Origin of the sequence: Nocardia coubleae NBRC 108252 (genome assembly GCF_001612805.1) — a bacterium.
Taxonomy (GTDB): Bacteria; Actinomycetota; Actinomycetes; order Mycobacteriales; family Mycobacteriaceae; genus Nocardia; species Nocardia coubleae.
The window spans coordinates 530366-543147 of sequence record NZ_BDBD01000004.1 but is presented as its reverse complement, the minus strand read 5'-3'; the positions used below and the strand labels follow the sequence as shown (position 1 = coordinate 543147).

Sequence of the window (12782 nt, the reverse complement as noted above, 5' to 3'; positions counted from 1 at the left end):
GGTGGTCTGTGCCAGTATCGGCGGATCGGATGCGGGTGGCGGGAGGTCGGTGTGGGGTCGATGGTGTCCAACGATGACGACGCGATGATCGAGAACGCCGGGCCCCGGCGGATTCTCGGCATCGCGGTGCCGACGCTCGGTGTGCTGGTCGCGGAACCCCTGTATCTGCTGTTCGATATCGCGGTGGTCGGGCGGCTCGGGGCGCTGGCGTTGGCCGGGCTCGCCGTCGGCGGGGTGATTCTGGGGACGGTGAGCACGCAGCTGACGTTCCTGTCCTACGGGACGACGGCGCGGGCGGCTCGGCGCAACGGTGCGGGCGACCGCGCGGGGGCGGTCGAAGAGGGTGTGCAGGCCAGTTGGGTCGGCCTCGGGATCGGCATCGTGATCCTCGCGGTGATCCAGCTGTTCGCGGGCCCACTGTGTTCGGTGCTCGCCGGCGGTGGGGAGATCGCCGACGAAGCCCTCACCTGGGTGCGGATCGCACTCTTCGGAGTGCCGTTGATCCTGCTGTCCATGGCGGGCAACGGGTGGATGCGTGGGGTGCAGGACGTTCGGCGTCCCCTGTTGTATGTCGTTGCCGGGCTGGCTCTTTCTGCGGTGCTGTGTCCGATTCTGGTGTACGGATTACTCGGCGCGCCACGGATGGAGCTGGCCGGATCGGCGGTGGCCAACCTCGTCGGCCAGTCGGTGTCGGGTGCACTGTTCGGTTACGCCTTGCTGCGGGAACGGGTTTCGTTGCGACCACGCCCGTCGGTGATGCGCGCCCAACTGGTCCTCGGCCGCGACCTCATCGTGCGCAGTCTGTCGTTCCAGGTGTGTTTCGTCTCGGCCGCCGCCGTCGCGGCCCGCTTCGGCGCCGCCTCGGTCGCCGCCCACCAACTGGTGCTGCAACTGTGGAATTTCCTCGCACTGACGCTGGATTCGCTGGCCATCGCCGCCCAGACCCTGGTCGGTGCGGCGCTCGGCGCGGGCAACGCACGGGGTGCGAAGGGCATCGCCCGGCGCGTCACCACCTGGTCGGGGATATTCGGGCTGGTCCTCGCCGGAATCTTCGCCGCCGGTGCCGGCGTGCTGCCGCTGCTGTTCACCGACGACGCGGCAGTACTCGACCGCACCCACGTGATCTGGTGGTTCTTCGTCGCCATGATCCCGGTCGCGGGCGTCGTCTTCGGTCTCGACGGTGTCCTCCTCGGTGCGGGCGACGCGGCCTTCCTGCGCACCGCCACCTTGGCGGCGGCCCTCGGCGGATTCCTGCCCCTGATCTGGTTGTCCCTGGTCTTCGACTGGGGCGTCGCGGGAATCTGGACCGGTTTGGTCGTCTTCATGCTCGCCCGGCTCCTCGCGGTCGTCGCCCGTGCCCGATCCGGACGCTGGGCCAAGGTCGGCGCCGAACTCCCACGCGAAGCCGCCTAGCCGTCCGATCAGTCGAGCCGGGTCGGGCGTTCCGAGCGGAATTCGGTTCGTCGGCGGAAATGTGGGTAGTGCCGGTTCGTCGCCGATGACCTACCGTCGGGTGGACGACCTGGACCAGACATGGAAGGCGAAACCGGAGTGCACGAGTGGATTTCGAAGACCGGGCGGGTGATCCTCGCGGTGGTCTTCGTACTGGTCGCGGTGGTCGTTGGGCTGCCCGCGACGGCACAGGCGGCACCCGAGACACCGGGTCGGCTGGTATCGCACACCGCTCAGCCCGCCGGGTGGGGCGAATGGTCGCGGGCCTCGATCGTCGAATACAGCACCGAGGCTGTCACCGGCGGCACCACGAATTCGGCAGGGCTGCTGTTGCTTCCGGACACACCCGCCCCGGATGGTGGATATCCGGTCGTCGCCTGGGACCACGGCACGAGTGGCCTCGCGCCGCACTGTGGGCTCACCACTTCCAAGGCGGCGCACGAGCATTCGCTGCTGCAGTCGTTCCTCGACCGTGGCTGGGCCGTGGTCGCTCCCGACTATCTGGGGCTTTCGGCCGGGGCGGACACCGTGCACCCCTACCTGCACACTCGCACCGAGGCGACCGCGACCATCGACCTGGTGCGCGCAGCCCAGGCAGCCGAGCCCGACCTGTCGCGCAGCTGGGCTGTGGTCGGTGGTTCCCAGGGCGGACACGCCGCGCTGGCCACCGGCAACCTCGCCGCCGATTACGCCCCCGAACTCGACTTCCGGGGGACCGTGGCCTTGGCACCGGAATCCCATTTCGAGGAGATCCTGTCCCGGCTGGGCCCCGGCGTCCCGAACCTTCCGGTCGTCGACCGGCTGGTCGGCCCGTTCGCGGGCATGCTCGCCGGGCTGCGCGCCGCCCGCCCGGACCTCGACCTGAACGGCGCGCTCACCGAGCGAGGCCGCCAGGTGGTCGACGCGATCTCGACCAGCTGTGTGCGCGAGTTCGATCGTGCGGCGGGCACCGCCTCGCTCGGGTCGCTGCTGGCCCGGCCGATCACCGAGGGCGGCATCGGCGCGGCCCTGCGCGACTACATGGTGGTGCCGACCGTCGGTTACCGGCAGCCGATCCTCATCGCGCACGGTGCCACCGACACGGTCGTCCCGCTGCCGATGACCCTCGCACTGCTGTCGCGCATGCGGGCGGCGGGTACCGACGTGGAGTTCGCCCAGTACCCAGGCGGCCACGAGGAGATCGTCGTGGAATCGCGTGATCGTGTGCTCGACTTCGTCGACGAATTACTGGCCTGACCGGCCCCGCCGGGTGAACCGGCGGGCCGCGAGAGCTAGTCGGGGTCTTTCATCAGTGAGCCCACGGCGATGGCGCCTCCGACCAGCGCGAGCGGGACCAAGCAGAGGAAGCCGAATATGTCGCCTCGCTCGTTGATGTCTTCCTGTTCGTCACGGTTGTGGCGGGCCGAGTTGTTGGTGACGCAGATGTCGTCGGCGTCCATGACCTCGGTGCCGCAGCGGACGCCGGAATCGTCCTCGCTCAGGCTCATGAAGGCGATACCGCCGAAGAACACCATGATCGCGATACCGATCACGAAACCCATCACCCGCATCGCCGGAGTCGATTTCTCGGCGGCGGCCGATGCACGAGCGGCCGGGACGGGCGGCATCGGGGGCATCGGCTCGGCCTGCGGTCTCGGCGGCATCGGCTCTGCCCGCGGCGCCGGCGTCAACGGATTCGCCTGCGGCGTCGGTGGTAGCTCGAGCCCGATGTCGCGCGCGAGCCCGGTGATCCCGTCGGCATAGCCGTCGCCGAGGTGACGAAGTTTCCACCGACCCTGATGACGGTAGAGCTCCACCGTCCTGATCAGCGTCTCGGCCGTGAAGCCGCTGCTCACGGCGACGAACTCCTCGCCGTCGCCGCTCACAACGCTGCGCACCTCGCTGCCCGCGAACCCTTGCCTGCCCGTGGCCGCGGCCACGACGACCCGCGCGATACCGGCGTCGACCAGGGCTGGATCGATTCGCACCGAACCCTCCGTGACTTCGACGGCACCGTCGGCAGACGGGTCCGCGCCGGGAACCACCAGGTCGCGGCCGTCGCGCAGGCGACCGTTGGCGTCGAGACCTACCGCGAGCACCCGCGGCGGCGGGCCGTCGACCACACCGACCCGGACCTCGACACGCCCGCCGGACAGCACACAGTTGCCCCCTTTTGCCAACAACACCAGATCCCCCGAAGCTCTTGTGGCACAACGCCATGTGCGAAAAGCCTAACCGTTGCACGCGGCGCCGGCAGGCTGTGTTCCGAAGAACCCGGACGCTCGTGACCGACGGGGATGGGCCGGTCGAAGGCCGATGTGTCACTGTGGACAGGTGAATCCGAAGTTGTGGGCGGTCAGCGATGTGCACGTGGGGCACCAGGGCAACAAGCCGATCGTCGAGCAGATCCGGCCCGACTCGCCCGAGGACTGGCTGATCGTCGCCGGTGACGTGGGGGAGAAGGCCGAGGAGGTGCGGTGGGCGCTGGAGCTGCTGCGCGCCCGCTTCGCCAAGGTGATCTGGGTGCCGGGCAACCACGAACTGTGGACCACGCCGAAGGACCCGGTGCAGATGCACGGCGCCGCCCGCTACGACTACCTGGTGGCGATGTGCCGTGATCTCGATGTCCTCACCCCGGAGGATCCGTTCCCGGTGTGGAACGGGCCGGGTGCGGAGAAGTTCGGCGGCAGCGTCACGCTCGCCCCGATGTTCCTGCTCTACGACTACTCGTGGCGGCCCGCCGGAACCAGCACCAAGGCCGAGGCGCTCGCGGTGGCACGGGAACGCAACGTGGTCGCCACCGACGAATTCCTGCTCCATCCGGACCCGTACCTCACCCGCGACGCCTGGTGCCACGCCCGCGTCCAGTACACCCAGCGCCGCCTCGACGCCCTGGCGCCGGACACCCCGCTGGTGATGATCAACCACTTCCCGCTGGTCCGCCAGCCCACCGACATCCTCTTCTACCCCGAGTTCTCCCTGTGGTGCGGCACCGACCTCACCGCCGACTGGCACACCAGCTACAACGTGGTCTGCTCGGTGTACGGCCACCTCCACATCCCGCGCACCACCCATTACGACGGTGTCCGCTTCGAAGAGGTCTCCCTCGGCTACCCGCGCGAATGGAAGCGCCGCGGCATGCCCGACCCCCTGCTGCGCCAGATCCTGCCCGAACCGGTCTACGCCGAAGGCGACCTCAACGCCTGGGGCGGCCACTTCACCGTCACCCCGGAGATGGAAGCGGCAGCCGAAGAGATGCGCGCGAAGGCCGACCGCCGTCGGGGCATCTGAACCGGGGAGTTCGGATTTGCTTAGAAGGTCCGCCACTGATTTGGTGATGCACATGGGTAACTCATCGGGTACGGGCGCACTCGCCGCCTCCGTCCCGCCAGCCGCCGAACATGCCGGTCCACCACCCCGGTCTGGCCGTGAGACTCGGGGAGGCGGGCGTGCTTGAGAAACTGTTGCCGTCGGGGGTTGCTACCTCGGAACTGCTGGCGTACCCGGAGGACCTGAAGGCGCATCCCGCCGAAGAGCACCTCATCGCGAAGTCGGTGGAGAAGCGCCGTCGCGATTTCATCGGTGCTCGGCACTGCGCACGAGTGGCGCTCGAGGAACTCGGTGAGCCGCCGGTCGCGATCGGCAAAGGTGAGCGCGGTATGCCGCTGTTCCCGCGCGGTGTCGTCGGCAGCCTCACCCATTGCGACGGGTACCGTGCCGCCGCGCTCGCGCATGCGCTGCGGTTCCGTTCGGTCGGTATCGACGCCGAGCCGCACGGTCCGCTGCCCGAGGGTGTGCTCGACTCGGTGAGCCTGCCCGCCGAACGCGAGTGGCTCGCGGGCACACCCGACGACGGGCTGCACCTGGACCGGCTGCTGTTCTGCGCCAAGGAGGCGACCTACAAGGCCTGGTTCCCGCTGACCCTGCGCTGGCTCGGTTTCGAGGACGCCCACATCACCTTCGAGATCGATTCCCGCACAGCCGATTCCGCCACCGGGACGTTCCACACCAAGCTGCTCGTCCCCGGTCTCACCACCGACGGCGGAATCCCGCTGACCACGTTCGACGGACGTTGGATGATCGCCGACGGGCTGATCCTGACCGCGATCGCGCACGGCTGATGGCGGCGCGTACTCCGGCCGTCGACCCGCTCGGCGGGTTGGTGATCGTGGACAAGGACGGCGGCTGGACCAGTCACGACGTGGTGGCGCGCAGCCGGAAACTGTTGCGCACCAAGAAGGTCGGCCATGCGGGCACCCTGGACCCGATGGCGACCGGGGTGCTGGTGCTCGGCGTCGAGCGGGCGACGAAACTGCTCGGCCAGCTGATCCTCACCTCCAAGGCGTACACCGCGACGATCCGCCTCGGTCAGTCGACGATCACCGACGACGCCGAAGGCGAGGTGGTGGCGACGACGCCCGCACTGCACGTCACCGACGCCGACATCGCCGCGGGGGTCGCCGCGCTCACCGGCGACATCCAGCAGGTGCCGGCGACCGTCAGCGCCATCAAGATCGACGGCGAACGCGCCTACGCCCGGGCACGGGCCGGCGAAGACGTACAACTGGCCGCCCGCCCGGTGACCGTCTCCCGCTTCGACGTCCTCGCCCGTCGCGAATCCGGCGACTTCGTCGACCTCGACGTGGAGGTCGACTGCTCTTCGGGCACCTACATCCGCGCCCTCGCCCGCGACCTCGGCGCCGCCCTCGGCGTAGGCGGCCACCTCACCGCGCTGCGCCGCACCAGGGTCGGCCCCTTCACCCTCGAACACGCCCGCACCCTGGACGAACTGGCCGCCGCGGCCGAGGCCGAGCAACCGCTGCTCAGCCTCGATATCGACACCGCCGTCCGCACCGCCTTCCCGCACCGCGACATCGACGAAGCCCAGGCGAACGACCTGCGCAACGGGCGCTGGCTCGACCCCGTCGGCATCAAGGGCGTCTACGCGGCCATCGACCCCACCGGCCGGGCCATCGCCCTCCTCGAGGAGAGCGGCAAACGCGCCGCCTCGGTCATGGTCGTCCGCCCCCAAGGCATCGGCGACTGACTCACGGCTGTCATGGCCTCTGGACGACGGCTAACGGGTCGACGACCTCGCTCGATAGCCTCGGTATATAGCCGACGGCGTCGTAGAGGTGGACCATGGGTGCGGTACGGAAAGCCTGGATCGGCGTTGTCGCCGGGGCGGTGGTCCTGCTTGCCGGATGTGCGTCCGACGAGCCTCGGGTGGTGAATTCTTCGCGCGTGCCGTCGACTCTGGCCCAGCCGCCGGTGGCGACGCCGCCCGATGCGGCGATCACCGTGGGGCCGATCGAGGCGACGACGGGGATGTCCGCCACGCGTACCACCGCTGCTCGGCCGAGTCCGCCGCCGACACCGGCGACGGGAACCATCGTGCTGCGCACCGAAACAGTGTCGGGTGTCGCGGTTCCTGATGTGCCGGTGCATCTTTCGCGTCAGGAACCGTGTGATCCGGCAGCCCACGACATCCCGGTGGGGGAGACGAGTGAGACCCAGCGGCTCGACGCCGTGACCGACAGCGACGGCCGCGCCGTCTTCACCGTGCCCGTCGGTTGCTACTACTTCGGCATGACCGCCCCCGTCGGGACGAATCCCGTTCCGGAGGGCATGCATTCGGCCTTCCTCACCACCGCCGGATCAACCGTCGACGGCCTGCTGCGCTTCCAGGACACCGCGGGCCCCTGCCACCCCGACGGCATCTCCGCCGACCTCGGCATGCTCGACAACGCCGCCGTCGTCGACTGCGACGGAACCTGGGCCGTCATCCGCTTCGCCACCCCCGGCGACAACCAGCGCATCATCCGCCGCGTCGACGGCACCTGGACCACCTACGTCCTGTTCCCCCACGAAACCTGCTGGGCCACCGCCGAATCCGACGGCGTTCCCGCCCGGCTCCGCCCCTACTTCACCTGCTGATCAGGCGGTCAGCCAGATGGCTTCGGCCGCAAGGGTTCCTAGTTCGGTGGGGGAGTCGGCGGTGGCGATGCGGACGGCGATGGTGCCGGCGAAGTCGCGGCGTTCGGCTACCTCGATGGGGGTGTCGAGGGCGATGCCGACGGAGTCGAAGTAGCGCAGCATCTCGGGGTCGGAGTCGGAGATGCGGGCGACGCGGCCGGATTCGCCCGCGGCGAAGTCGCTGAGGCGGCGGGCCGGGGGTGTGGGGACGGCGCCGTCGACCGAGGGGATGGGGTCGCCGTGCGGATCACGGTCGGGGTGGCCGAGTTTCGCGTCGATGCGTGACACCAGCAGCTCCGACACCGCGTGCTCGAGGACCTCGGCCTCGTCGTGCACCTCGTCCCAGCCGTAGCCGAGCTCGTTCACCAGGAAGGTCTCGATGAGGCGGTGACGGCGCACCATGGCCACGGCGGCGCGACGGCCGTGGTCGGTCAACGTGATCGCGCCGTAGCGGGCGTGCTCGACCAGGCCCTGGTCGGCGAGCTTGCGCACCGCCTCCGACACGGTCGAGGCCGACACGCCGATGCGCTCGGCGAGCAGCTTGGTGGACACCTTCTCCTGCGACCACTCCTGCGCGGTCCAGATGACCTTCAGATAGTCCTGTGCCACCGCCGACAGCTCGGGCGCGATCGTAGCGGTGACCTCGAGTCCGGCCTCTCGTTTACCTGGCACGTTGTCAATGTTAGGCATCCCTGGCCCGAATCACACATCGGCGAACCGGCCACGATCGCATCACACCGGAATTCTGTTCGCGCACCGCTTTGCGTAGGCTTCGCTCTGTGCAGAGATGGCGAAGTCTCGACGACGTGCCCGCGGACTGGGGACGTTGCGTCCTCACGATCGGCGTGTTCGACGGGGTACATCGTGGACACGCGCAGCTCATCAGCCGTGCGGTGGCCGCGGCGAAAAAGCGTGGCGTGCCCGCGGTCCTGATGACGTTCGACCCGCACCCGATGGAAGTGGTGCGCCCCGGTTCGCATCCGGCCCAGCTCACCACCCTCACCCGGCGGGCGGAACTGGCCGAGGAACTCGGCATCGACGTGTTCTGCGTGATGCCGTTCACCCAGGAATTCATGAAGCTCACCCCCGCCGGTTACGTGCACGACCTGCTCGTGGAGCGGTTGCACGTCACCGAGGTCGTGGTCGGCGACAACTTCACCTTCGGCAAGAAGGCCGCGGGCACCGTCGACACCATGCGTGAGCTCGGTGCGCGTTTCGGTTTCGAGGTCGACGGGGTGACCCTGCTCGGTGAGCACGCCGTCACCTTCTCCTCCACCTACATCCGCGCCTGCGTCGACGCGGGCGACATGGCCGCGGCCGCCGAGGCGCTCGGCCGCCCGCACCGCGTGGAGGGCGTGGTCGTGCACGGCGACGGTCGTGGACGTGGACTCGGTTTCCCGACCGCCAACGTCGCCCCGCCGATGCACGCCGCGATCCCCGCCGACGGCGTGTACGCGGGCTGGTTCACCGTGCTCGGCGCCGGTCCGACGATCGGCACGGTCGAGGCGGGCGAGCGGGCGATGGCGGCGATCTCGGTGGGCACCAACCCCACCTTCTCCGGGCGGTCGCGCACGGTCGAGGCCTATGTCCTCGACGGTGAGGCCGATCTGTACGGCCAGCACGTGGCGGTCGACTTCGTCGAACAATTGCGCGGGATGCGCAAGTTCGAGTCCGTCGACGAGCTGGTCGAGGCCATGGGCCGCGACGTCGAGGCCGCCCGCAAGGTGCTCACCGCCGCCGAGGTCTGAGGCGGATTCAACCGCTCACCAGCGGCGGTGTAAGGTGGCTCCTCGGGTTTGCTGCGGTCCGCGGTGGCGCCCATCCCGGGTGACCGGACATTCGAGCGCGGAACTGAAAAATAGGAGTCGAGCCACATGGCGCTGACCACTGAGCAGAAGTCGGCCATCCTGGCCGAGTACGGCCTGCACGAGAAGGACACCGGTTCGCCGGAGGCGCAGATCGCGCTGCTGTCGAAGCGGATCTCGGACCTGACCGAGCACCTCAAGCAGCACAAGCACGATCACCACACCCGCCACGGCCTGCTGGCCCTGATCGGTCGTCGTCGTCGCCTGTCGAAGTACCTGCAGGCCAAGGACATCAACCGCTACCGTTCGCTCATCGAGCGTCTCGGCCTGCGCCGCTGATCTGCTACGACACGCCTCCACGCTGAGGCGGTCGGCGAGTAGCCAACAGGAAGAAGTACACTTCTTTCTGTTGGCTATTCGTGTATTCGGAGACCATGGGGTTTCCGGGTGCACTACAACATGTGACAGCCGTGTGCATCCGTCCACGTGGCGTCGGTCTTCGGTAGTGGCCTTTCGGCAGGCGATGTTCTACCGCCGTCGGGCTTCGATCGATGACCGCCACCGCGTCGCCGCTTCCAAGGGGATACGGCCGGGTGCTGCGCGTGACAGCCAGGAGGGTTGTCGCGTGTCCGTGTCCGGTACGGCTGACGAAAAGCTGGTTCGCGCCCATCAGGCGAGTACGCCTGGCATCGGCCGCGCGAATCGGCGAGACGAGAGGTCGAGAGAGAAATATGACGCAGACAACTGAACGTGCATCGACTGCGGTCGAGGTAGAGCCCGGTGTTTTCGAATCGGTCGCGCTGATCGACAACGGTAGCTTCGGCACCCGCACCATCCGCTTCGAAACCGGCCGTCTGGCCAAGCAGGCCGCAGGCTCCGTCGTCGCCTACCTGGACGACGAGACCATGCTGCTGTCGGCGACCACCGCCGGTAAGCACCCCAAGGACCAGTTCGACTTCTTCCCGCTGACGGTCGACGTCGAAGAGCGCATGTACGCCGCGGGCCGCATCCCCGGCTCGTTCTTCCGTCGCGAGGGCCGTCCCTCCACCGACGCGATCCTGACCTGCCGCCTGATCGACCGTCCGCTGCGCCCGACCTTCATCGACGGTCTGCGCAACGAGATCCAGGTCGTGGTCACCGTGCTGAGCCTCGACCCCCAGGATCTCTACGACGTGCTGGCCATCAACGGCGCCTCGGCGTCCACCCAGCTGTCGGGCATCCCGTTCTCGGGTCCGATCGGTGGCGTACGCGTGGCCCTGATCAGCGGCCAGTGGGTGGCGTTCCCGACCGTCGAGCAGCTCGAGGGCGCCGTGTTCGACATGGTCGTCGCGGGCCGCGTCACCGACACCGGTGATGTCGCCATCATGATGGTCGAGGCCGAGGCCACCGACAAGGTGATCGACCTGATCGCCGACGGTGCCCAGGCGCCGACCGAGGCCGTGGTCGCCGAGGGTCTGGAAGCCGCCAAGCCGTTCATCGCGCGCCTGGTCCGCGCCCAGGCCGACCTGGCCGCGCTGGCCGCCAAGCCCACCCAGGAGTTCCCGCTCTTCCCGCCGTACGGCCCCGACGTGTTCGAGGCTGTCGAGGGCACCTCGAAGGTCGAGCTGAACCAGGCGCTGAGCATCGCCGACAAGCAGGCCCGCGAAGCCAAGATCGATGAGATCAAGGTCGAGGTGCTGTCGCGTCTCGGTGAGGACTTCGCCGGTCGCGAGAAGGAGCTGGGTGCCGCGTTCCGCTCGGTCACCAAGAAGCTGGTCCGCCAGCGCATCCTGACCGACGGCTTCCGCATCGACGGTCGCGGCCTGGCCGACATCCGTGAGCTGTCCGCCGAGGTCGACGTGATCCCGCGCGCCCACGGTTCGGCGCTGTTCGAGCGTGGCGAGACCCAGATCATGGGCGTCACCACCCTCGACATGGTGAAGATGGCTCAGCAGGTCGACTCGCTCGGCCCGGAGACCTCCAAGCGCTACATGCACCACTACAACTTCCCGCCGTTCTCCACCGGTGAGACCGGTCGCGTCGGTTCGCCGAAGCGTCGCGAGATCGGCCACGGCGCCCTGGCCGAGCGCGCGCTGATGCCGGTGCTGCCCTCGCAGGAGGAGTTCCCCTACGCCATCCGTCAGGTCTCGGAGGCGCTGGGCTCCAACGGCTCCACCTCGATGGGTTCGGTGTGTGCCTCGACCCTGTCGCTGCTCAACGCCGGTGTGCCGCTGAAGGCGCCGGTCGCGGGTATCGCCATGGGCCTGGTGTCGGACACCATCACCAACGACCAGGGTGTCGACGAGGTCCGCTACGTGGCCCTCACCGACATCCTCGGCGCCGAAGATGCCTTCGGCGACATGGACTTCAAGGTCGCCGGTACCCGTGACTTCGTCACCGCCCTGCAGCTCGACACCAAGCTCGACGGCATCCCCTCGCAGGTGCTTGCCGGTGCGCTGAACCAGGCGCACGACGCCCGTACCACCATCCTGGACGTGATGGCCGAGGCCATTGCCACCCCGGACGAGATGAGCCCGTACGCCCCGCGCGTCACCGCGATCAAGATCCCGGTCGACAAGATCGGTGAGGTCATCGGCCCCAAGGGCAAGATGATCAACCAGATCACCGAGGAAACCGGCGCCAACATCTCCATCGAGGATGACGGCACCGTGTTCGTCGGTGCGACCGACGGGCCGTCGGCCCAGGCCGCGATCGACATGATCAACGCCATCGCCAACCCGCAGCTGCCCAAGGTGGGCGAGCGCTTCCTGGGCACGGTCGTCAAGACCACCGCCTTCGGCGCGTTCGTCTCGCTGCTGCCGGGCCGCGACGGTCTGGTGCACATCTCCAAGCTGGGCAACGGCAAGCGTGTGGCCAAGGTCGAGGACGTGGTCAACGTCGGCGACAAGCTGCGCGTGGAGATCGCCGATATCGACAACCGCGGCAAGATCTCGCTGGTCCCGGTCGAGGACGAGGCCGCCGCGCCCGCCGAGCCGGCCGACTCCGAGGACTCCGCCGCCGAGTAACTCCACTCACCGCGTAAGCCCCCCGCCGCGCACGATGGCGGGGGGCTTCGTCGTGTTCGGGGTGCAGTGGCGTGAATCACTCGGATGCAACGGTGATGCAACGTTGGCTCACCTAGTGTGTCCTGACACAGTACGAACCTGTGGCGGCAGCAGTGACGTAGCCCGTGGGTACACCGGGCGGTCGGCTGCCGGTTCGGCGTGTGCGGCCGGGTTGCCCGGCGCCGCCGCATTCCGGTGAATTACTCCCGAGTACGAGATTTTGACGGAATCTGGTCCGGTTTATTATCGAAACGAATACGCTTCAGTCGTCTACGGGCGCGTGTGTCGGGTGTCGGGGTTGACGATGGAGGTCGGGAGATAACCGAGTCATTGCTGGTTGTGTGGCGACGAGCTGGAATGTCGCGATCGTGTCATAGCCGATCGCACTGAATTCCGGTGTGAGCGGGCGGATTTCGGGCAGGGTGCCCGGGGTTGGCCGTCCGCGCGCCGATCCCCGACCCGGTGCGAGCCGGGGGAGTTCCGAGAGTTTTTCGCGGCTGCGTGGCGTTACCCGCGGCCGGTAGAT

11 protein-coding genes are annotated in these 12782 nt (G+C 68.4%); 9 read left to right on the top strand and 2 right to left on the bottom strand.

Features of this window, described 5'->3' with window-relative positions; genetic code table 11:
• The first annotated feature begins 60 nt into the window (after nucleotides 1-60).
• Both NCO8_RS04280 and NCO8_RS04275 read left to right on the top strand, forming a co-directional pair.
• On the top strand, nucleotides 61-1413 hold the full coding sequence (locus NCO8_RS04280; protein WP_174550289.1) for an MATE family efflux transporter: 1353 nt from the start codon (nucleotides 61-63) through the stop codon (nucleotides 1411-1413).
• Nucleotides 1414-1551: 138 nt separating this feature from the next.
• The gene (locus NCO8_RS04275; RefSeq protein WP_167353241.1) at nucleotides 1552-2688 is read left to right on the top strand and encodes an alpha/beta hydrolase family protein; all 1137 of its coding nucleotides are present in this window, start codon (nucleotides 1552-1554) and stop codon (nucleotides 2686-2688) included.
• Between the two features lie 35 nt (nucleotides 2689-2723).
• Here NCO8_RS04275 and NCO8_RS04270 read toward each other — a convergent pair whose 3' ends face one another.
• Nucleotides 2724-3614, bottom strand: a complete 891-nt coding sequence (locus tag NCO8_RS04270) for a TerD family protein (RefSeq protein WP_167353240.1) — start codon at nucleotides 3612-3614, stop codon at nucleotides 2724-2726.
• Nucleotides 3615-3765: 151 nt separating this feature from the next.
• Between NCO8_RS04270 and NCO8_RS04265 the strand changes: the two genes are divergently transcribed.
• The 4 genes from NCO8_RS04265 to NCO8_RS04250 all read left to right on the top strand — a co-directional run bounded on the left by NCO8_RS04265 (nucleotide 3766) and on the right by NCO8_RS04250 (nucleotide 7368).
• Nucleotides 3766-4722: a metallophosphoesterase family protein gene (locus tag NCO8_RS04265; protein ID WP_157104763.1), complete on the top strand. Its 957-nt coding sequence runs from the start codon at nucleotides 3766-3768 to the stop codon at nucleotides 4720-4722.
• Between the two features lie 158 nt (nucleotides 4723-4880).
• Entirely contained in the window at nucleotides 4881-5552 is a 672-nt protein-coding gene (gene npt, locus NCO8_RS04260; protein WP_067636722.1) for a 4'-phosphopantetheinyl transferase Npt, read from the top strand.
• Nucleotides 5552-6478, top strand: coding sequence for a tRNA pseudouridine(55) synthase TruB (gene truB, locus NCO8_RS04255; protein WP_067636421.1), 927 nt, complete (start codon nucleotides 5552-5554; stop codon nucleotides 6476-6478). The genes npt and truB overlap by 1 nt, the downstream gene beginning before the upstream one ends.
• A 95-nt stretch (nucleotides 6479-6573) precedes the next feature.
• Nucleotides 6574-7368 (top strand): hypothetical protein, encoded by a 795-nt coding sequence (locus NCO8_RS04250; protein ID WP_067636419.1) that lies wholly within the window; start codon nucleotides 6574-6576, stop codon nucleotides 7366-7368.
• Here the strand turns inward: NCO8_RS04250 and NCO8_RS04245 are convergent, their stop codons facing one another.
• Entirely contained in the window at nucleotides 7369-8097 is a 729-nt protein-coding gene (locus tag NCO8_RS04245) for a metal-dependent transcriptional regulator (RefSeq protein WP_067636417.1), read from the bottom strand. It abuts the gene before it with no gap.
• Nucleotides 8098-8186: 89 nt separating this feature from the next.
• Here NCO8_RS04245 and NCO8_RS04240 point away from each other — a divergent pair, with 89 nt between their 5' ends.
• From NCO8_RS04240 to NCO8_RS04230, 3 genes are all read left to right on the top strand, one after another.
• Entirely contained in the window at nucleotides 8187-9155 is a 969-nt protein-coding gene (locus NCO8_RS04240) for a bifunctional riboflavin kinase/FAD synthetase (protein ID WP_067492625.1), read from the top strand.
• A 126-nt stretch (nucleotides 9156-9281) separates the two neighbouring features.
• The gene (rpsO, locus tag NCO8_RS04235) at nucleotides 9282-9551 is read left to right on the top strand and encodes a 30S ribosomal protein S15 (RefSeq protein ID WP_067492627.1); all 270 of its coding nucleotides are present in this window, start codon (nucleotides 9282-9284) and stop codon (nucleotides 9549-9551) included.
• A 392-nt stretch (nucleotides 9552-9943) separates the two neighbouring features.
• The gene (locus NCO8_RS04230; RefSeq protein WP_067636415.1) at nucleotides 9944-12217 is read left to right on the top strand and encodes a polyribonucleotide nucleotidyltransferase; all 2274 of its coding nucleotides are present in this window, start codon (nucleotides 9944-9946) and stop codon (nucleotides 12215-12217) included.
• Nucleotides 12218-12782 lie beyond the last annotated feature (565 nt).